At 72.3% G+C, this 19962-nt stretch carries 17 protein-coding genes; 5 read left to right on the forward strand and 12 right to left on the reverse strand.

Annotated features, from left to right (window positions below):
• The first annotated feature begins 128 nt into the window (after window positions 1-128).
• The 5 genes from ACFWGN_RS12515 to ACFWGN_RS12535 are packed head-to-tail and all read left to right on the forward strand — an operon-like array spanning window position 129 to window position 4099.
• Window positions 129-1148 (forward strand): metal ABC transporter substrate-binding protein, encoded by a 1020-nt coding sequence (locus tag ACFWGN_RS12515; protein WP_377617173.1) that lies wholly within the window; start codon window positions 129-131, stop codon window positions 1146-1148.
• Entirely contained in the window at window positions 1145-1993 is an 849-nt protein-coding gene (locus ACFWGN_RS12520) for a metal ABC transporter ATP-binding protein (protein ID WP_377617175.1), read from the forward strand. Before ACFWGN_RS12515 ends, ACFWGN_RS12520 begins: the two co-directional genes overlap by 4 nt.
• The gene (locus ACFWGN_RS12525) at window positions 1990-2922 is read left to right on the forward strand and encodes a metal ABC transporter permease (RefSeq protein ID WP_377617177.1); all 933 of its coding nucleotides are present in this window, start codon (window positions 1990-1992) and stop codon (window positions 2920-2922) included. The genes ACFWGN_RS12520 and ACFWGN_RS12525 overlap by 4 nt, the downstream gene beginning before the upstream one ends.
• Window positions 2910-3305 (forward strand): Fur family transcriptional regulator, encoded by a 396-nt coding sequence (locus tag ACFWGN_RS12530; RefSeq protein WP_191800923.1) that lies wholly within the window; start codon window positions 2910-2912, stop codon window positions 3303-3305. Before ACFWGN_RS12525 ends, ACFWGN_RS12530 begins: the two co-directional genes overlap by 13 nt.
• Entirely contained in the window at window positions 3302-4099 is a 798-nt protein-coding gene (locus ACFWGN_RS12535) for a DedA family protein (protein WP_377617179.1), read from the forward strand. The genes ACFWGN_RS12530 and ACFWGN_RS12535 overlap by 4 nt, the downstream gene beginning before the upstream one ends.
• Before the next feature lie 88 nt (window positions 4100-4187).
• On the opposite strand, the gene ACFWGN_RS12540 is transcribed toward ACFWGN_RS12535, so the two are convergent.
• From ACFWGN_RS12540 to ACFWGN_RS12595, 12 genes are all read right to left on the reverse strand, one after another.
• Window positions 4188-4565, reverse strand: a complete 378-nt coding sequence (locus tag ACFWGN_RS12540; protein WP_377617180.1) for a VOC family protein — start codon at window positions 4563-4565, stop codon at window positions 4188-4190.
• Window positions 4566-4725: 160 nt separating this feature from the next.
• Window positions 4726-5514, reverse strand: coding sequence for an isoprenyl transferase (locus tag ACFWGN_RS12545; protein WP_377617182.1), 789 nt, complete (start codon window positions 5512-5514; stop codon window positions 4726-4728).
• Window positions 5514-6278: a DNA repair protein RecO gene (gene recO, locus ACFWGN_RS12550; protein ID WP_191800929.1), complete on the reverse strand. Its 765-nt coding sequence runs from the start codon at window positions 6276-6278 to the stop codon at window positions 5514-5516. Before recO ends, ACFWGN_RS12545 begins: the two co-directional genes overlap by 1 nt.
• Before the next feature lie 171 nt (window positions 6279-6449).
• Window positions 6450-8225: a 2-isopropylmalate synthase gene (gene leuA / locus ACFWGN_RS12555; protein WP_369800591.1), complete on the reverse strand. Its 1776-nt coding sequence runs from the start codon at window positions 8223-8225 to the stop codon at window positions 6450-6452.
• 244 nt (window positions 8226-8469) lie between these two features.
• On the reverse strand, window positions 8470-10677 hold the full coding sequence (locus ACFWGN_RS12560; RefSeq protein ID WP_377617184.1) for a hypothetical protein: 2208 nt from the start codon (window positions 10675-10677) through the stop codon (window positions 8470-8472).
• Window positions 10678-10808: 131 nt separating this feature from the next.
• Entirely contained in the window at window positions 10809-12485 is a 1677-nt protein-coding gene (locus tag ACFWGN_RS12565; protein ID WP_377617186.1) for a PQQ-binding-like beta-propeller repeat protein, read from the reverse strand.
• A 48-nt stretch (window positions 12486-12533) separates the two neighbouring features.
• A complete protein-coding gene (locus ACFWGN_RS12570; RefSeq protein ID WP_377617188.1) occupies window positions 12534-14147 on the reverse strand; it encodes a PQQ-binding-like beta-propeller repeat protein in 1614 nt (537 codons plus the stop codon).
• Between the two features lie 32 nt (window positions 14148-14179).
• Window positions 14180-15730 (reverse strand): alpha/beta hydrolase family protein, encoded by a 1551-nt coding sequence (locus ACFWGN_RS12575; RefSeq protein ID WP_377617190.1) that lies wholly within the window; start codon window positions 15728-15730, stop codon window positions 14180-14182.
• 86 nt (window positions 15731-15816) lie between these two features.
• Window positions 15817-16764 carry a GTPase Era gene (gene era, locus ACFWGN_RS12580; protein WP_191800941.1) on the reverse strand — a complete coding sequence of 316 codons (948 nt, stop codon included), beginning with the start codon at window positions 16762-16764 and terminating at the stop codon, window positions 15817-15819.
• A complete protein-coding gene (locus ACFWGN_RS12585; RefSeq protein ID WP_377617192.1) occupies window positions 16761-18245 on the reverse strand; it encodes a hemolysin family protein in 1485 nt (494 codons plus the stop codon). The genes era and ACFWGN_RS12585 overlap by 4 nt, the downstream gene beginning before the upstream one ends.
• The gene (gene ybeY / locus ACFWGN_RS12590; RefSeq protein ID WP_056650782.1) at window positions 18242-18694 is read right to left on the reverse strand and encodes an rRNA maturation RNase YbeY; all 453 of its coding nucleotides are present in this window, start codon (window positions 18692-18694) and stop codon (window positions 18242-18244) included. The genes ACFWGN_RS12585 and ybeY overlap by 4 nt, the downstream gene beginning before the upstream one ends.
• Window positions 18694-19713, reverse strand: a complete 1020-nt coding sequence (locus tag ACFWGN_RS12595) for a PhoH family protein (protein ID WP_191801151.1) — start codon at window positions 19711-19713, stop codon at window positions 18694-18696. Before ACFWGN_RS12595 ends, ybeY begins: the two co-directional genes overlap by 1 nt.
• Between the last annotated feature and the right edge of the window lie 249 nt (window positions 19714-19962).

The raw sequence follows: 19962 nt of genomic DNA on the forward strand, positions 1-19962 counted from the left end.
GTCCGGGGTGACCCGCAGGCCCGACGGCGCAGGCGCCGTCGGACGGTCGCATCACGCTGGGTGCGGTGTCACCCAGGCCACACCACCTCTTGTTGACATCCGTTATCAATATCAACGAACATGGAGCCATGCCACTCCTCTCCCGATCGCACCGTGCCGCCCTCGTCAGCTCCGTCGCCCTCGCGACCACGCTCACCCTGGCGGCCTGCGGCTCCGGAGGGACGTCGGGCGGCGGCGGGTCCGGGGGCGACGGCTCCGTCGAGGTGCTCGCGTCGTTCTATCCCCTGCAGTTCGTCGCCGAGCGCGTGGGCGGTGACCGCGTCGAGGTCTCCAACCTCACCCCGCCCGCGGCCGAGCCCCACGACCTGGAGCTCTCGCCCGCCCAGGCACGCACGGTCGGCACGGCCGACCTCGTCGTCTACCAGTCCGGCTTCCAGGCGGCCGTCGACGAGGCCGTCGAGGGCCGTCAGCCGGCTCACGTGGTCGACGCGTCCGAGGCCGCAGGCCTCGAGGCGCACCCGGGCGAGGCGTCCGCCGACGCGAGCGAGAGCAGCGAGGGCAGCGAGGGCACGGCCGACGAGCACGCCGACGAGGAGGGGGCCGACGACGGGCACGACCACTCGTCGGAGGGCGGCCTCGACCCCCACTTCTGGCTCGACCCGACACGACTGGTCCCGGTCGCCGAGCAGGTCGCGGCCGAGCTCACCGCGATCGACCCCGACGGCGCGGACGAGTACGCGGCCAACCTGGCCGACCTCACGGACGACCTGAACGCACTCGACGCCGAGTACTCCGAGGGCCTCGCGAGCTGCGCGAGCCCCTACCTCGTGACCTCGCACGAGGCGTTCGGGTACCTCGCGGAGCGCTACGGCCTGGAGCAGATCGGCATCACCGGGATCGACCCCGAGGCCGAGCCGTCGCCCGCCCGCCTGCGCGAGGTCGCCGACATCATCCGCGACCACGGCATCACGACGATCTTCTTCGAGACCCTCACGAGCCCCAAGGTGACCCAGACCCTGGCCCAGGACGTCGGGGTGCAGGCCGCGGTCCTCGACCCGCTCGAGGGCCTGAGCGACACCGGCAGCGACTACCTTGACGTCATGCGGAACAACCTGGAGGCGCTGCGCACCGGCCTGACCTGCGCATGAGCGCCTCACCCCTGACCCCACCGGCGATCGAGGGCCGTGGGATCCACGTGACCCTCGGCAACAGCGACATCCTGCGCGGCGTCGACCTCACGGTCGAGCGCGGCGAGGTCGTCGCCCTGCTGGGCGCGAACGGCTCGGGCAAGTCGACGCTCGTGAAGTCCCTCGTGGGCATCGTGCCGCTCGCGGCGGGCCACGTACGCCTCCTGGGCGCCGACCTGGGCCCCCAGGTCCCGTGGGCCGAGCTCGGCTACGTCCCCCAGCGCGTCTCGGCGCAGGCCGGCGTGCCCTCGACGGCCGAGGAGGTCGTCGCGTCGGGCCTCCTTCACGGCCGACGCGTCCGGCTGCCCCGCGGCTGGCGCGCGACGGCCCGCGAGGCCCTGGACCGCGTCGGCCTCGCCGACCGCGCGCAGAGCGCCGTGCACGAGCTCTCGGGCGGCCAGCAGCAGCGCGTCCTCATCGCCCGGGCGCTCGCCCGCGACCCCCGGCTCCTCATCCTCGACGAGCCCGTCGCGGGCGTCGACCAGCCCAGCCAGGAAGCGTTCGCCGCGACGCTGACCGAGCTCACGCGCGGCGGCATGACGGTGCTCGTCGTCCTGCACGAGCTGGGCGCGCTCGCGCCGCTCATCCAGCGCTGCGTGGTCCTGCGCCACGGCCTGGTCGTCCACGACGGCGCCCCGCCTCGGGTCACCTCGGCGCACGCCGGACCCGACCACGAGCACCTCCACCCGCACGGCGACGACCCCGAGCGCAGTGCGTCCCCCGGGACCGACATGGGCCTGACCGACGCCCCGCTCAGCCGCCACTCCCCCACCCCCGCCCGTATCGACCGTGGAGCCGCCTCGTGAACGCCCTGGACGAGCTCGTCGGGATGCTCTCCGACCCCTTCATGCAGCGCGCCCTGATCGCGGCCGTGCTCGTCGGGGTGACCGCGCCCGTCATGGGGACGTACCTCGTGCAGCGCAAGCTGTCCCTGCTCGGCGACGGGATCGGGCACGTGGCCCTGACCGGTGTCGCACTCGGCTGGCTCGTGGGCGGAGCCATGGGCGTGGTCCCCAACGACGCCCTGGCCATCCCCGGTGCCGTGGTCGCGGCCGTGATCGGCTCCGTGGTCATCGAGCTCGTGCGCGAGCGCGGCCGCACCAGCGGCGACGTCGCGCTGGCCCTGATGTTCTACGGCGGGATCGCGGGTGGCGTGCTGCTCATCGGGGTCGCCGGCGGCAGCTCGGGCAACCTGATGCAGTACCTGTTCGGCTCGATCTCGAGCGTCTCGCCCACCGACCTGTGGCTCACGCTCTTCCTCGGAGCACTGATCCTCGCGGTCGGGATGGGGTTGCGTGCCGCGCTGTTCGCGGTGAGCTACGACGAGGAGTTCTCCCGTGCGTCGGGCCTGCCCGTGCGCGCGCTCAACATCGCGATCGCGGTCATCGCGGCGCTGACCGTGACCGTGGCCATGCGGGTCGTGGGTCTGCTGCTCGTGAGCGCGCTCATGATCGTGCCCGTCGCGATCGCTCAGCTCGTGACGGTCTCGTTCCGGCGGACCATGGCGCTGGCCATGGCCATCGGGGTCGTGGTCTGCGTGGTCGGACTCTCCGTCACGTACTGGCAGACTCTGTCCCCGGGGGCCACGATCGTCGTCCTGGCGATCGCCCTGTACGCGGTCGTGGCGATCCTGCGGCCGGTGCTCCTGCGGCGCAAGCCGCGCGTGTCCCACGACCCGCACCCCGACATCCCCGACGACGTCCACGTGGAAGGTGGCGAGCGATGCAGCGCATGACCCGTCAGCGGGCAGCAGTCTCCGACGCACTCGAGGACCTGCCCGACTTCCGCAGCGCACAACAGCTCCACGAGCTGCTGCGCGCTCGCGGCGATGCGGTGGGTCTGGCCACGGTCTATCGCACGCTGCAGACCCTGGCCGACGGCGGGTACGTCGACGTCCTGCGCACCGAGGACGGCGAGAGCCTGTACCGCAAGTGCGAGCGCAGCGAGCACCACCACCACCTGGTGTGCCGTGAGTGCGGCACCGCGGTCGAGATCGACGGCCCGACCGTCGAGACCTGGGCCTCGCAGGTCGGGGCAGCCCACGGCTTCACCGACATCCAGCACACCATCGAGCTCTTCGGCACGTGCGCGGCGTGCCGGGCGAAGCAGGACGCGTGAGCGCGGTGCCCGCACTCGTCGGGGCGCTCGCGGACGTGCTCGCCGGCCCGACGGTGTCGCTCACCTCCACGGGACCTGTCACCTCGGTCGTCTCGGCGGCAGGTGACGAGTCGTCCGGGATCTTCTCGATCGACGGCGTGCCGTACTGGATCATCTACGCCGCGGCGTTCGCGATCGTGTTCGTCCGCGCCCAGGCCACCTACTGGGCCGGTCGCGGAGTCGCCCGTGGGACCGTCAACACGTCGTGGTCGCGGCGCCTCGAGAGCGAGCGCGCCCAGCGCGCGATCTCCACGATCAACACGTGGGGCCCCATCGCCGTCACGCTGTCCTTCTTCACCGTGGGCGTGCAGACCGTCATCAACCTGACGGCGGGCTACACCCGCATGAGGTTCTCGCGCTACCTCGCGGCCCTGCTGCCGGGCTGCGCCATCTGGGCGGCGATCTGGACCACGATCGGCATCGCCACGTTCAACACGGCCGTGCTGCTCGCGGCCCGCAGCCCGGTCGGGCTGGCGGTGATCGTGCTGCTCGTCGTCGGGCTCGTGGCATGGATCGTCGTCGCCTCGCGGCGTCGACGCCGCGCCCGGGCGGCCGACGCCTCCGGCGGGGAGAAAGACTCGCCCGAGGTCGACGGCGGCGCGGCGGGCGACCAGCCTGCAGTGCAGGGGTCGTCGGGGACGCACCCGCACGGAGCCAACCCGTTCGGCGACGTGGCCGACCTGCTGCTCGACTCTCCGGACGATGCGCACGACCCCGCCCGCGGCGCGGGCGGGCAGGACCCGAAGCCCTCGTAGGCCGACCGCTCGCGCGACTGACAGAAGCCGACCGTCACGGTCGATCAGGCCGGGGCCCGCTGTGGTCGGCTCGGGAGAACCGGCCGGTTCAGGAGATCTCGGTAGCCGTCTCGTCGGGCTCGCCCAGGCAGAACTGGTTGCCCTGCGGGTCGGTGAGCACCGACCACCTGTAGCCCGGGATGGTGTGCTCGGCCACGAGGCCCGCGCCGTCGGCGACCAGGCGCTCGACCTCGGCCGCGCGGTCCGGCGCGGACAGGTCCAGGTGGATCTTGTTCTTGCCCGGCGTCGGGTCCTCGACCTTCTGGAAGCCGAGCACGGGGCCCCGGCCGTCGCCCGCAGGCGCGACCTCGAGGAACCAGCCGTCGGCCTCGTCGACGAGACGCCCGCCTGTCTGCCGCGCCCACCACTGCGCCAACGGGCGCGGGTCGGTCGAGTCCACCGTGACCATGCCGATCGAGAGTGTCATACCCGGCAGGCTAGCGAGAGGTACCGACACGCGCAGCACGTGCCCCACCAGGGCGCCGGCCGCGACCACCGGGCACACGTTCCTCGGTGAAGGGCTGCCACCTCGGGAGAGGAGCCCCTGCGTCTCCCGCGGCGACAGCGCTCCTCCGCACGTCAGGATGTCAGGGGAGGTCCGCCGACTTGTCGATCGCGCCGCCGTAGCGCCGGTCACGGCTCGCGTACTCCTCGACCGCGCGCCACAGGCTGCGGCGGTCCACGTCCGGCCAGTGCTCGGGCAGGAAGACCATCTCCGCGTACGCGGCCTGCCAGATCATGAAGTTGGACGTGCGCTGCTCGCCCGAGGACCTCAGGAACAGGTCCACGTCCGGCAGGTCCGGCTCGTCGAGGTACTTGGCGACGGTCTTCTCGGTGACCTTCTTGGGGTCCAGACGACCGGCCGCGACCTCCTGTGCGATCGCCTGCGCCGCGTCCGCGATCTCGGCCCGGCCGCCGTAGTTCACGCACATCGTCAGGGTGCAGGTGTCGTTGCCCGCGGTGATCCGCTCGGCGTCCTCGAGCTCCTTGATGACCGAGCCCCACAGGCGCGGGCGTCGCCCCGCCCAACGCATCCGCACGCCCCAGCTGCTCATCTCGTCGCGTCGACGACGGATCACGTCGCGGTTGAACTGCATGAGGAAGCGCACCTCCTCGGGTGAGCGCTTCCAGTTCTCGGTCGAGAACGCGTAGGCCGAGACGTGCTTGACGCCGATCTCGATGGCTCCCGCCACGACGTCCAGCAGCGCGGCCTCACCGGCCTTGTGCCCCTCGGTCCGCGGCAGCCCGCGCTCGTTGGCCCAGCGGCCGTTGCCGTCCATGACGATCGCGACGTGGTTGGGCACGAACCGGGCGGGGATGTTGGGCGCGACGGCCCCCGACGGGTGCGGCGGGGGCGGCTGGATCGGTCGGGCCATCAGGCCTCTCCTCCGGCCCGCGGCGTGACCGCTCCGTCTCGTTCCACCATCCGCAGTGATCGCAACGTTCTCTCCAGGTGATATTGGCTGTAGGCGGCCACGAGGCCGCTGGCTTCCTTGCGGTGGCGCGCGTCGGACGCGTCCGCCACGTCCCACTCGCCCGCGAGCAGCGCGGCGAGCAGCGTGAAGGTCTCGGGGGCGGGGGCCGTGGACCCCGGGGGGCGGCACCGACCGCACACCGCCCCGCCCATGGCGACCGCGAACGAGCGGTGCGGACCGGGCTCACCGCAGCGCGAGCAGTCCGTGAAGCTGGGCGCCCACCCTGCGATCGCGAAGGCGCGCAGCAGGTAGGAGTCCAGGACCAGCCCGGGAGCGTGGGCATTGACCGCGAGCGAGCGGACGGCCCCCGCGAGCAGCCAGAACTGCTGCACCGCAGGTTCCTTCTCAGCCTCGACCAGGCGGTCGGCGGTCTCCAGCATCGCGGTCCCCGCGGTGTAGAGGCCGTAGTCCTCGCAGATCGCCCGAGCGTAGGGCCCCACGGTCTCCGCCTGGGTCACGACGTCGAGGCTGCGTCCGACGTGCAGCTGCACGTCGACGAACATGAAGGGCTCGAGACGCGCGCCGAAGCGCGACGACGTGCGCCGCACCCCCTTGCCCACGGCCCGGACCTTGCCGTTCTCCCGCGTCAGCAGGGTGACGATGCGGTCGGCTTCGCCCAGCTTCTGGGTGCGGAGCACGATCGCTTCGTCTCGGTAGAGGACCACTCCCCTATTGTCCGCCATGCCACCCACGTCCCGGTGCACGCACCCGGCTCGTGGGCCCATGTGCACAGGTCCCTCACGGACCCGTCCCCCGAGGGTGCGGAGCTCCCGCGGGACACGCGAGGCGTGTCGCGCACGAGCTCTGCACCCACCGGAGGCCGACAGGATCCGCGGTCAGACCGCGACGCGCTCCGCGCGGTTGACGGCCGAGACGATCGCCTTGAGCGAGGCCGTGGTGATCGACGGGTCGATACCGACGCCCCACAGGACCTCGTCGCCCACCTGGCACTCGACGTAGGCCGCCGCGTTGGCGTCGCCGCCCTCCGACAGAGCGTGCTCGGCGTAGTCCAGGACCCGCACCTCGACCCCGACGTGCGCGATCGCGTCGACGAACGCCGCGACCGGCCCGTTGCCCGAGCCGTCGAGCGTCAGCTCGTCACCGCGGTCGAGGACGTCGACCGCCAGGGTGTCCGGCCCGTCCTCGGTCGACGACGCCCGGGTGCCGCGCAGCTTCAGGCGGCCCCAGGGCTCGAGACCCGAGTCCGGGTCGACCGGCAGGTACTCGTCCGAGAAGATCCGCCAGATGTCGTCGCCCGTGACCTCCTGGCCGCCCGCGTCCGTGAACGCCTGGACGACGCGCGAGAACTCGATCTGCAGCCGACGCGGCAGGTCCAGGTGCCGCTCGGACTTGAGCAGGTAGGAGATGCCGCCCTTGCCCGACTGCGAGTTGACCCGGATGACGGCCTCGTACGAGCGCCCGACGTCCTTGGGGTCGATCGGCAGGTACGGCACGCCCCAGACCAGGTCGTCGACGCCCTTGCCCGCGGCCTCGGCCTGCGCGGCCATGGCGTCCAGGCCCTTCTTGATCGCGTCCTGGTGCGAGCCCGAGAACGCCGTGAACACCAGGTCGCCCGCGTACGGGTGACGCTCGTGGACCGCGATCTGGTTGCAGTACTCGACCGTGCGGCGTACGCGGTCCATGTCGGTGAAGTCGATCTGGGGGTCGATCCCCTGGCTGAACAGGTTCATGCCCAGGGTCACCAGGCAGACGTTGCCCGTGCGCTCCCCGTTGCCGAACAGGCAGCCCTCGATGCGGTCCGCGCCGGCCTGGTAGCCCAGCTCGGCCGCCGCGACCGCCGTGCCGCGGTCGTTGTGCGGGTGCAGCGACAGGACTACGTTCTCGCGGTGAGCGAGGTGGCGGTTCATCCACTCGATCGAGTCGGCGTAGACGTTGGGCGTGGCCATCTCGACCGTCGCGGGCAGGTTGATGATGACCTTGCGGTCCGCCGTCGGCTCGAAGACCTCGATGACCTCGTTGCAGATCCGCACCGCGAACTCGAGCTCGGTGCCCGTGTACGACTCGGGCGAGTACTCGTAGAAGACGGCCGTCTCGGGGATGGTCTCCTCGAACTTGCGGCAGAGCTTGGCGCCCTCCACCGCGATGTCGACGATGCCGTCCTCGTCGGTGCGGAACACGACGTCGCGCTGCAGGCGCGAGGTCGAGTTGTACAGGTGCACGATCGCCTGCTTGGCACCGCGCAGCGACTCGTACGTGCGGGCGATCAGGTGCTCACGGGACTGGGTCAGGACCTGGATCACGACGTCGTCCGGGATGTGCCCGTCCTCGATGAGCAGGCGCACGAAGTCGAAGTCGGTCTGGGAGGCCGACGGGAAACCGACCTCGATCTCCTTGTAGCCCATCTCGACGAGCAGCTGGAACATCTTCAGCTTGCGCTCGGCGTTCATGGGCTCGATCAGTGCCTGGTTGCCGTCCCGCAGGTCCACCGCGCACCAGCGCGGGGCCTTCTCGATGCGCTTGTCCGGCCACGTCCGGTCCGGCAGCGACACGTCGAACTGCTGGTGGAACGGCTCGTACTTGTGCACGGGCATGCCGGACGGCTGCTGTGCGGAGCGGGGGCTGGTCTGGGGGGTCTGCGCCGTGGTGCTCATCATGTCCTTCGCGATCTCTTCGTCGGTGCTGTTCAGCCGGCACACCAACCACCGCGACGAGGTTGCGGCCTAGAGGGCCTCGTCGCGGCAACGAAGGAGGAGCAGCTGCGTCAGGTGCACGTTGTCACCATACCCCCGTCCGGGACGATGCTCGCGGACGTCCCGCAGGATGACATGCGAGAGGCGGGCCCGACGGGTCGCCTGAGCGACGTCGTCGGGCCCGCCTCAGCGTGTCCCGTCCGGGTCAGCGACCGCGCGAACGCAGCGCCGCGTCGACCGCAGGGTCTCCCAGGTTGCCGAGCCACTCGAGCAGCGCCGGGTACGTCGACGGGTTCGCCGCGACCTGAGGCCTGAGGTGAGGAGCCTCCTGGACGATCTGCGCGAGGACCTCGAGCGGCGTCGACGGGTCGAGCGCCTGGGCCGCGCTGAAGCCGACCGGCTGCGGGTCCTGGTAGGCCGGCAGGACCGCGGTCTCCCCAGCGGCCTGGGCCGCGTAGCCCGGCCGGGCAGCGTAGCCCGAGCGCTCCTGGACGGCAGGCTGCACGGGACGTGCGGACTGGACCCCCTGCGCAGGCAGCACCTGCGTCGGCTGGTACTGCTCGACGGGGCGCACAGGCTGCTGCTGGGGCTGGGCCGGGCTGTAGGGCTGCTGGTTCTGCACGACCGGCTGCGTCGGCTGCTGCGCAGGCTGCTGGGTCTGCGCAGGACGGTAGGGCTCCTGCGCGACGGGCTGTGCCGGCTGTGCCGGACGGTACGGCTCCTGGGAGACCGGCTGCGTCGGCTGCTGGGCCGGGCTGTAGGGCTGCTGGGCCGCCTGGAACGATGCCTGCTGGACGGGCTGCGCCGAGGTCGGTCGCGAGACGGGGGCGACCGGGTCCTGCTCGTGCGCGCCAGCCACCGGACCGTGTCCGTCGGGACCGGTCGCGTGGCTCCCGCTGCCGTGCGGTCCGGCGACCGGCTCCTGGACGGGCTGGGGACGCGCCGGACGAGGCGTCGGCGGCTGCCACACGTAGGCGCTCGGCGCCGCGTCGGCCCCGACGAGGGACGTGGGACGGTTCTCCGCGAAGTGCGTGCGGACCTCGGCGGGCACCGTGAGCGCGAACGCCGTGATGGCCGGCAGGCCGAAGGCCAGCAGCAGCAGGTCGATCCCGACCCCGATCCTCAGACCGGACTGGTTCGCGACGACGATCAGGAGCACGATGGCGAGGACCGCCACGACGCCCGCACCACCGAGCGCCAACGTCCTGCCCGACACCGCGTCCCGGGCGAGCGCACGACGCGCGACGAGGGTCACGCCCACCATGAGGAGCCCCAGGACGAGCGCGAGGATCACGACGACCCCGCTCAGCCCGGCCGCGAGCCACAGGATCGCCCGGACCGTCAGCACCGCGGCGACGAGCAGGACGAGGTCCAGGGTGTTGACCGCCACGGCGACCCACGTCCGGACAGGAGACTCCGACGTCGTGCTGCGGGCGACCGCGGGCGAGGCGGCGACCGCTGCGACCGCCGGGACCAGCAGCAGACCGAACTGTCCACCGCGCAGGCTCTCGTAGCTCACGAGAAGGCTGCCCGTGTTGAGGACGAAGAGCACCGCGAGCGCGATCCCGAGACCGACGAGCACCAGACGCCAGGACTCCTGCTTGCGCAGCACTCCCCACACGGGCAGGCCGACGAGCCCGACCGCGAGCACCGCGACGACCAGGCGCGCGAAGATCCCGACGACACCGAGCCCGAGCGTGAGGCTGAAGACGAACGCGACGACCGCACCCACGACCGCGAGCGCACCGAGACCGATCAGGACCTTGACCCAGGTCTGGGTCACCGCGCGGTCCTGGTCGACCGGGCCGAGCTCCGCCTGGCGGGGCTGCGCAGCCAGCACGGCCCCCGCGAGACCGAGCGCTAGCCCGGTACCGAGACCGCCCCACCCGTTGCCGGCCGTACCGTTCACCAGGTCCAGCACGAGGTAGACGCCGACCAGCAGCCCGTAGGGCGCGTTCGCCAGGAGACGGGCCCTGCGCGTCGTGTGCACGGTCCACGTCGTGGGCAGGACGCCTGTGCGCGCCAGGTAGGGCAGGGCGAGCGAGAGCAGGGAGAGGACCGAGACGAGGATGACCTCGACCTTGTCCGACGCACGGTGCCCGAGGTCCCACGGCATGGTCAACGAGACGAACAGCAGGAGCGCCGCGACGCCGTCGCGCACGTAGTCGCTCACCGGGATCCCGGCGAAGGGGTTCGCCGGAGCCGTCGGTGACGCGGCGGGCTCGGACGCCTTCCCCTCGGGCTTCTCGGAGGACTTCTCGGACGACGTGGCCGCGGCGTCCGTCGACGAGGCCGTGACGACCTCGGGCGACGACTCGTCGGGCTCCCGGACCGAGGCCCGGGCGAGCGGACCAGTCCCTCCGTTCGATACCTGCTGATCGGGGCCGGGCCCCGGGTCGGTCTCGTTCGTCATCGTGCTCTCCCTACAGGTTGCCCCGGCCTCGGGATCGGTCGAGCACCGGATTCAGGCCATGACGGCCCCGTCAGTTTCTACCGGTTGATCACCGATGGCTCAAGTCTCCCACCAGGAGACCGGTCGACCCCTCAACCTATCCGGACCACTTCCGTGTCCGTGACCGCGAAGAGCTGTCCCTGTGCCGAGACCACTTCTCGGTACGTGGGATCGAGGACGTCTCGCCACTCGAGACCGCCGTCGAACAGGTTGAGCGAGACGAGCTCGGACGCCCCCTCGTCCGGGTCGTCCGCGCGATCCGAGATCGTGCTCGTCAGGAGCAGGGAGTCACCGTCGGTGAACGCCCGGTGCACCTCGCTCGGCAGCCAGCGCCGCCACAGATCTCGACCCGTGCGGGTCTCGATCGCGATCAGCCGTGACCCCGACTCGACGACCAGGACGTCGTCGGTCTGGAGCCAGATCGTCTCGGGCCACTCCTCCCGGTGCCACAGGCGACGCCCCGAGAGCGTGTCGTACCCCGTGAAGCCGGGTGACCGGACGACCAGGACGTGCGGCACCGTCCCGTCGGTCACCGCAGGCACGAACGGCTCGCCCGGCAGGACGTACCGCTCGCCGCCGTCGGCCTCGAGCACGTGCACCTCCTCGACCCGGCCCGAGCGAGGGTCGATCGCGGCCCGGACCCTCAGGTCGCCCGGCAGGGGCCCGCCTGCGGCCCAGCCACCAGGGACGGACCGAGGGCGCGCGTAACCGGTCGCGTACTCTCCAGACGCGTCGAAGGTCTCCCGCAGGTCGGGCGCACGGACGTGGAGGAGCCCACGCAGCCCGTGGAGCTCGATCGTCCCGGCGTCGTCCTGACCCGTCGAACCGACGGCGTCGACCGGATAGCCGGCTGCCTTCAGGACGCGCGTGCGCACGAGCGTCCCGTCGAGGGCCTCCTCCCAGCTCACGACGGCGCGGTCGCCGTCACGCCGCGCGGTCGCCACGAGCCCACCGGCGAGGGGCGCTGCGGCGGCGGTCGTGCCCGCGAGCGCTCGTGCCCCCACGACCTGCCCCGCCGGGTCGAGGACGGTCACGACGAACGCGGGGCGCGAGGTCGCCGGCTCGGCGGGGTCGGTCGGGCCGTCCACGCTGCCCACCGGCTCACCTCCCAGGGCCGGGTCGACCTCCGTCACGCACACGAGCGGCGAACCGACGCTCCCCGGGTCGAGGAGGTCCGGACCGCACGCGCTCGTCCCCCGGGGCAACGAGGCCGACCACAGCGGTTCCCCCGTCGCGACGTCGAGGCCCTGCAGGTCGCCGTCGGCCTCGAGCACGACCTGCCCCTCCACGGCCGCGGGCCACCCGCCGTCGGTCGACGCCCGCCAGACGACGTCGGGGTCAGGGCGGACCGACCACAGGCCGCCCGGCTGGGTCGCGACGAGCACCGCCTGATGTCGGTCGGAGAGGCCTCCGACGACCAGGGACGCACCCGTGCCTGCGACGGCCACCGCCACCGCGGCGACGACCAGGGCGCGCACCGGGACCCGGCGAGCACGGGAGGGCCGCGCCTCTCCGTCCGGTGGCGGCGCCCCGGAAAGCACCACGGTGCCCGGCGCGTCGTCGCCTTCTCGGCCACGACGTCGAGCCCTGCCCGGACCGCCGGTACGGCCGGTACCCGATCCCGGCGGCGACGGCGCGCCCCGCCCACCGCCCGTCGCGCTCGGCCCGCCAGGTGATCGCCCCCAGGCCGCGTCGAAGTCGTCGTCGAGCTCGTCCACCTCGACCAGCTCGACGGCGTGGGCGGAGTGCTCACGACGGCGTGGGACCACCCTTTCCACGGTAGACCTGATCCGAGGAGATGGAGCCGTCGGGCCGTCTCAGCCCAGTCCCAGGAGTCCCCCGTCGTCGGTCACGAGCACGAGCCTTCCCCGGGCGCTGAACGTCCAGGTCGAGAGCTCCGGGACCTCGGTCGCCCAGAGCTCCTGGCCCGAGTCGACCGAGATCGCGGTGACCCGTGTCGCGCCGATCCCGCTCTGCCCGACCAGGTAGAGGTCCGTGCCGTCCGTGAAGGACTGGCCGTACGCCAGGGTTCCCCCGGCCTCCCAGACCCGCTCGCCGGTCGCCAGGTCGACCCCCCACAACCGGCCGGCACCTGACAGGACGCCGACGTCCCCCACCTGGGCGACCGCACGCTCGAGGTTTCCGTCCGCGGTCCAGAGCGTCCGCCCGGTCCGGCGGTCCAGGGCCGAGAACACCGGCCGAGCGATCGTCCCGGCCGCGTCCATGACGTCGCCCCCTTCCGAGACGAGCAGAGGCACGTCCGCCGACCCGTCGGTCACGTCGAAGAGGACGAGGTTCCCCGCGACGCTGAACGACCCGTGCCCGTCCGGGTCGAAGACCGTCCAGGTCCCGTCGCCCCCCAGCGAGACCCTGCCCCCGTCGGGCAGCGTCGAGTCCCACGACATCGTCTGCCGCGTGCTGACGGAGCTGCCGTCCGCGGCCAGCGTGACGCTGAGGCCGGTCGCCTCGACGCGGAGCGCGTCGCCGTCGGGCCACCCCTGCAGGTAGCGCGGGCCCTCCACCCCCTCCTCGGGTCCGGGGACGAGCTCTCGTGACCAGCGCACCTCCCCCGTCGCCAGGTCCTCGAGCGTCACCACGACCTGACCAGCGGAACCCCACGCGAACGTCGCCAGGCCGTCCGTGAACGCGACGGTCGCCCCAGTGGTCTCCTCGTCCAGGGATCGCGAGGTCAGCACGTCCCCCGTCACCGGGTCGACGACCTCGATGCGACGCAGGTGCGCCTGCTCGGAGGTCTCGCCGAAGATCGTCACGGGGCGGAAGCTGGACGTCGTGCAGACGACGGGTCCCCTGTCCGAGCGGGGCCCGCTGCCGCTGCACCTCGTCTGGTCCCCGCTGCGGGGCGCGTCCTCCGTCGGCGCCGACGACTCCGGCGACTCCGACGCCCTCCACAGGCGCTCCCCCGTCGTCGGGTCGTAGCCGGCCACGGGATCCCCTGGGACCACGAGCACCCCGTCGACCACGGTGGGCTGGCTCCACCGGCCCAGGTCCGGCGCGTTCCCGCCCGCGACGGGGGCGATGCGCCAGACCACCGCGACGTCCGGTCCCAGGCTCCGGACACCGCCCGACGACGCCAGGACCCGCTCGATGCGTGCGGCCTCGTTCCGTTCTCCGACCACGAGCCCGCCCACCACGAGCACGACCACGGTGGCGATCGCGGCGCCCAGCAGCGCCCGGGTCCTGCGTGACGGACGACGACCGGACCGCGCTCGACCGGGCACGTCGGGCGACGCAGGACCGTGCGACACGGACAGGAGGCGAGCGCCGTCGTCGGGCACGCCGCCCTGGCCGGCCCCCCTCGTCGGCGTCCCCCGGGGCAGCAGCCGCGCAGGCTCGTCGACGTCCTCCTCGGCCTCCTCGAGCGCGAACGAACGCATCCGCCCCTCGGAGCCGTCCTTCGCACGTCGTCGCATGCCTCGACCCTAGGTGTCCGACGCGTCCGGCGTCAGATGCCCAGCTGGTAGACGCCCCAGTACGCAAGCGTGACGAGAAGGATCGTGGAACCGGCGACCGTGGCCCACAGCGTCGTCCGCGCACCCACGCCCGTCGCCGGGCGCACCACGACCCCACCGCCCTCGGGGGAAGCCATGACCGCCTTGCGCGCCTGACGAAGGTCCGACAACCGGTTGATGATGAACGCGGCCGCGACGACCGTCGCCAGACCGAGGAGGCGCACCGCGATCCACCCACCCTGGACCACCCAGGAGTCCGTCTTGTAGTCGAGCGCGAGCCGAGCGACCGCGACCAGGTACACGACCAGTCCCACCATCGTGGCGACCGACCCCACGGCCAGCCCCGCGAGCGGCCACCGCAGCCCGGGCGCAAGACGGCCGGCGGGGCGCGGGGTGCGCCGCACCCGGCGCACCGCCCCCGCGACCAGCCACACCAGCGGGCCGACCACGAGCAGCACCCCGCCCACGATCACGAACCCGATGACGATGTCGCCGTTGCCGTACCAGCGAGGGTTCGGCACGGCCGAGGCCAGGTAGAGCTGGTTGGGCTGCCCGCCCGCGACCGTCGGCGGGGCGCCCGCGGTCCCCGGCAGACCCTGCACCCAGGCGCTGACGTCCCGCGGGAACTCGGGGACCATGACGTCGTCGATCTTGATGCCGTGGTTGGCGCCCTCGTAGTAGCGGACCGTGACGTCGTGGTTCCCGTTGGCCCCGGCGTCGGCGATGATGCGCAGCGCACCCTGCTCGACGGGCATCGACGGGTCGGCCGTGCCGTACGCCACGAGCGTCGGCACCGAGAGCCGCGCGAGGTAGGGCGTGACGTCGAAGTCGGCGTACTCGAACCCGCCTCCGGGCATCTCCATGCCCACCGCGCGCGGGATCGCCCGGAAGACCCCCTGCGGCACCCCCGTGTTGCGCAGGTAGGAGTCGACCGCGAACCCCGCCTGCTGGCGCGGCGGCACGACCGGTGCCGAGACCAGGACGACGAACGAGACGTCCTGGTCCTGGTCCGCGAGCACGGGTGCGACCCAGGTGCCCTCCGACTCGGCGTAGAGCCCCACCCGCTCGGGATCGACCGAGGGCCTGGCGCGCAGGAGGTCGACCGACCGCTGGTAGTCGTCGGCCATGTCGACGTAGTCCCGGTGTCGCGTCGTGTAGGTGTCGAGCCGCTTGGACGGAACGAGCGTGACCACGCCCGCGCTCGCCAGGTCCGTCGCGACGTCGACGAACGCCTCGTCGGCCGAGCCCGTGCCCGCTCCGTGGAGGAAGACCACCCCCGGCAGTCCCTCGGGCGCGTCGACGGGCTCGCGCACGATCCCGTCGACGCTCACCCCGTCGAGCTGGACGACCACGGGGGTCTCCTGCACGGCATAGGTCCCGACCGGCTGGACGTCGGGGCCCTGCCCGCCGATCGTCGTGTCGGGGGTCGAGGGCTCGAGGTGGTCGGTGACGGGCACGGGATCCCACTGGGGACCCGTGACCGCACCGACCAGTGCGAGGCCGATCGCGAGGGCGGCGCTCGTGGCGGCTGTCCGGAAGATCACCTCAGGATCGTATCGAGGTGTGCAGCAGCGCCGCCTGCGTTCGAGCAGACAGGCGGGGCGTCCCGAGGGCAGACCGGGGGCCCACCCTAGAAGCCGAGCCTGCGCAGCTGCTTGGGGTCGCGCTGCCAGTCCTTGGCGACCTTGACGTGCAGGTCGAGGTAGACCCGCGCGCCGAGCAGCGCCTCGATCCCCTTGCGCGCCTCGGTCCCGACGTGCCGCAGCCGCGACCCGCCGCGCCCGATGATGATGGCCTTCTGGCTGTCGCGCTCGACGAACAGGTTGACGCGCACGTCAAGGAGCGGGGGCCTGCCCGCCGCCGGGTTGCCCGAGCCCTCGCGGGGCGTGATCTCGTCGACCACGACCGCGAGGCTGTGCGGCAGCTCGTCGCGCACGCCCTCCAGGGCGGCCTCGCGCACGAGCTCGGCCACCATGACGGCCTCGGGCTCGTCGGTCAGCTCGCCGCCGGGGTAGAGCTCGGGGCCCTTCGGCAGGTGCTTGACGAGGACCTGCTCGAGGACCTCGACCTGGAAGCCGTCCACGGCCGAGACCGGGACGATGTCCTGCCACTCGCCCAGCTGGTCGACCGCGAGCAGGTGCTTGGTCAACGTCTCGCGGTCCACGAGGTCCGCCTTGGTCACGACCGCGACGACCGGGGTGGGGCGCCGGCCCTTCATCAGGTCCGCGAGCTGGGCTGCGATGTACTTGTCGCCCGGGCCGACCTTCTGGTCAGCCGGCAGGCAGAAGGCGATCACGTCGACCTGCGCGAGCGTCTCACGGACCAGGTCGTTGAGCCGCTCACCGAGGAGCGTGCGAGGGCGGTGCAGCCCTGGCGTGTCCACGAGGATGAGCTGGGCGTCGGGGCGGTGCACGATGCCGCGGATCGTGTGCCGGGTCGTCTGCGGGCGCCCGGAGGTGATCGCGACCTTCTGCCCGACCAGTGCGTTCGTCAGCGTGGACTTGCCCGCGTTGGGCCGTCCGACGAAGCACGCGAAGCCGGACTTGTGCTCGGGTGCTGCAAGGTCGTTCTGGGTCACCGGTGTGCTTCTCTCTCGTTCGTCTGGCCCGCGCGGCGCGGGTCCTCGCTCGTCCTCCCGGCGCGCTCGGCGCGCTCGGGGTGTGTCTGGTGGTCGCGCTCGGAGCGCTCACGGTGGTCGTGGCGCTCCTGGCGATCGGTACGGCCCGACGGCGTCTCGTCCGCCCCGTCCGTCTCGTGCTCCGGGGCGACGGCGCGCACGAGGACCGTCGCGAGCTGCTTGCGCCGTCCCTCGACCCGTTCGCCGACCATGTGCACGCCCTGTGCCTCGGCGACCGATCCCGGGAGCGGGACCTTGCCCAGCGCTTTGGCGAGCAGACCGCCCACGGTGTCGACGTCGTCGTCCTCGATGTCGAGGTCGAACAGCTCGCCGAGCTCGTCGAGCGGCAGCCGCGCCGGGATGCGGAACTCTCCGTCGCCCAGGTCCTCGATCTCGGGCCCGGACTTGTCGTGCTCGTCGGTCAGCTCGCCCACGATCTCCTCGAGCGCGTCCTCGATCGTGACGAGCCCCGCGACGCCGCCGTACTCGTCGACGACCATCGCGATGTGCGAGGCCGAGGCCTGCATCTCGCGCAGCAGGTCGTCGACGGGCTTGGACTCGGGCACGAAGATCGCGGGACGGGCGACGTCCGCCACCCGTCGCGAGCCGGCCTCTGGCGAGGCGGTGACGACCTTGACGACGTCCTTGAAGTAGACGACGCCCACCAGGTCGTCGACCGACGTGCCCGTGACGGGCAGACGCGAGAACCCGGAACGCAGGAACAGCGACAACGCCTTGGACAGCGGGGTCGTCGCCGGGGTCGTGATCATGTCGGTCCGCGGGACCATGACCTCGCGGGTCAGGGTGTCGCCCAGCTCGAAGACGGAGCGGATCATCTCCCGCTCCTCCTCCTCGATGATCTCGGACTCGTTCACGCGGTCCACCATGTCGCGCAGCTCGCGCTCGTGCGGGCCGTCGGAGTCGTCCTTCGGGCCTGTGACGCGTGCGACCCAGCCCGTGAGCGCGACCGCCGGCGCCAGCACGCCCGAGAGCAGCAGCAGGACCTGCACGGGGTGCCGACGCCCCAGCGCGCGCGGCGCGATGCGCGCGAACACGAGCGCGACGACGACCGCGAAGACCAGCGCCGCGAGCAGCGCCTGCCACCAGTCCTCGAGCCACACCGAGACCAGGAGCGTGACGCACGCGGCGGCGACCATCTCCGCGACGACGCGCAGGAACGCGAGCGCGGCCGCGGTGTGCGGCGGGTCCTCGGTCAGCGACCTGACACGACGCGCCCGGGCGACGCGCGGCGGAACGGGTCCGCCTGCCCCGCCGCCGGACGTTCCGGCGGTCCCCGTGCCGGCCTCGGCCTCCGCAGCCGCCTCGGCGACCGCGGCACGCGTGACCCGCATGACCGCGCTCTCTCCCGCGCCGAGCGCGCCCGCGAGGACCACGCCGAGCACGGCGAGGACGAGGAGCAGCGCGACGGGGACCTCGGTCATCGGCTGGCGAGGAAGGTCAGCAGGAGCTTGCGCTGGAGCGCGAACATCTCCTTCTCCTCCTCGGGCTCGGCGTGGTCGTACCCGAGCAGGTGCAGGATCCCGTGCGTGGTGAGCAGGAGCATCTCCTCGGCCGTGGAGTGCCCGGCCGTGACGGCCTGCTGGGCCGCGACCTCGGGGCACAGGACGATGTCGCCCAGCTCGCCCGCGGGGGTCACGTCGCCGTCGCGACCGGGGCGCAGCTCGTCCATGGGGAACGACAGGACGTCGGTGGGACCCGGCTCGTCCATCCAGCGCACGTGCAGCTCGGTCATGACGTCGGTCTCGACGAAGCGGATGCCGAGCTCGCTCTGCGGGTGGACGTGCATGGCGTCCAGGACGTAGCGGGCGAGGGCCGCGAACTCGGCCTCGTCGACCTCGTAGCCGGACTCGTTGTTGATCTCGACGCTCATCAGCGTGCCCCTTGCTCTCGTTGGTCTCGCGGTCTGCCCTGGCGGGAGGTGCCTCCGCGCGCCGAGCCGTGCTGGTGGTTGCCGCCGTCGCGTGCGGGCGGTGCGCTGCTGACGTCCCAGCGGGCGTAGGCGTCGATGATCTCGCTCACGAGGCGGTGGCGGACGACGTCGGTCGACGTGAGCCGGCAGAACTCGACGTCGTCGACCCCGGTCAGGACGTCCTCGATGACACGGAGCCCCGAGGTGGTGCCCCCGGGCAGGTCGACCTGCGTCACGTCGCCCGTGATGACCATCTTGGAGCCGAACCCGAGGCGCGTGAGGAACATCTTCATCTGCTCGGTCGAGGTGTTCTGGGCCTCGTCGAGGATGATGAACGCGTCGTTCAGGGTGCGGCCACGCATGTAGGCCAACGGGGCCACCTCGATGGTGCCCGCCTCGATGAGCTTGGGGATCGACTCGGGGTCGATCATGTCGTGCAGCGCGTCGTACAGCGGACGCAGGTACGGGTCGATCTTCTCCGAGAGCGAGCCCGGCAGGAACCCGAGCCGCTCGCCGGCCTCGACCGCGGGGCGCGTCAGGACGATCCTGCTGACCTGCTTGGCCTGCAGCGCCTGGACGGCCTTGGCCATCGCGAGGTAGGTCTTGCCGGTCCCTGCGGGACCGATCCCGAACGTCACGGTGCTCGCGTCGATCGCGTCGACGTAGCGCTTCTGCCCGACCGTCTTGGGCCGGATGGTCCGCCCGCGGTTCGAGAGGATGTTGAACGTCAGGACCTCGGCGGGGCGCGACGCCGTCGCGGCCGTGAGCATCGCGATCGAGCGCGTGACGACGTCGGCCGAGAGCTGCGTGCCCGACTCGACGACCTCGACGAGCTCGTCGAGCAGCCGCGAAGCGAGCGCCACATCGCCGACCGGCCCCTTGACGACGATCTCGTTGCCCCGCGCGTGGACGTCGACCGAGGGGAACCCGGCCTCGACGGCGCGCAGGACGGAGTCACCGCTGCCGAGCAGCGCCGCCATGGAGACGTGGGACGGGACGACGATCCGGTGCTCGACCCGTGTGCTGGGGTGCTGGGCGCCCGGGGCTCCCCGGTCGTCCGTGCCGTTCGTCCTCTGCTCGGTGCGCGCGCGCCCCGGGTCGCGGGAGGAGCCTCCGGGGCCGGGCGTCGACGAGCCGTGCGGCAAGGATGGTGTCGAGGATGGCATGAGCCGGCTTGCGCCGAGGCACTCCTTCTGCAGGTCGGGGAGATTTCGTGGTGCATCCATGGT

The sequence above is a fragment of the Oerskovia sp. NPDC060338 genome, assembly GCF_042726295.1.
In the GTDB taxonomy this organism is placed as follows: Bacteria; Actinomycetota; Actinomycetes; order Actinomycetales; family Cellulomonadaceae; genus Oerskovia; species Oerskovia merdavium.

Excerpts from the sequence above, each read along its gene's own strand:
- ACFWGN_RS12515 (WP_377617173.1), top strand. The coding sequence starts at position 129 with ATGCCACTCCTCTCCCGATCGCACCGTGCCGCCCTCGTCAGCTCCGTC.
- ACFWGN_RS12520 (WP_377617175.1), top strand. The coding sequence starts at position 1,145 with ATGAGCGCCTCACCCCTGACCCCACCGGCGATCGAGGGCCGTGGGATC.
- ACFWGN_RS12530 (WP_191800923.1), top strand. The coding sequence starts at position 2,910 with ATGCAGCGCATGACCCGTCAGCGGGCAGCAGTCTCCGACGCACTCGAG.
- ACFWGN_RS12540 (WP_377617180.1), bottom strand. The coding sequence starts at position 4,565 with ATGACACTCTCGATCGGCATGGTCACGGTGGACTCGACCGACCCGCGC.
- ACFWGN_RS12545 (WP_377617182.1), bottom strand. The coding sequence starts at position 5,514 with ATGGCCCGACCGATCCAGCCGCCCCCGCCGCACCCGTCGGGGGCCGTC.
- leuA (WP_369800591.1), bottom strand. The coding sequence starts at position 8,225 with ATGAGCACCACGGCGCAGACCCCCCAGACCAGCCCCCGCTCCGCACAG.
- ACFWGN_RS12560 (WP_377617184.1), bottom strand. The coding sequence starts at position 10,677 with ATGACGAACGAGACCGACCCGGGGCCCGGCCCCGATCAGCAGGTATCG.
- ACFWGN_RS12570 (WP_377617188.1), bottom strand. The coding sequence starts at position 14,147 with ATGCGACGACGTGCGAAGGACGGCTCCGAGGGGCGGATGCGTTCGTTC.
- ACFWGN_RS12585 (WP_377617192.1), bottom strand. The coding sequence starts at position 18,245 with ATGACCGAGGTCCCCGTCGCGCTGCTCCTCGTCCTCGCCGTGCTCGGC.
- ybeY (WP_056650782.1), bottom strand. The coding sequence starts at position 18,694 with ATGAGCGTCGAGATCAACAACGAGTCCGGCTACGAGGTCGACGAGGCC.
- ACFWGN_RS12595 (WP_191801151.1), bottom strand. The coding sequence starts at position 19,713 with ATGGCGGCGCTGCTCGGCAGCGGTGACTCCGTCCTGCGCGCCGTCGAG.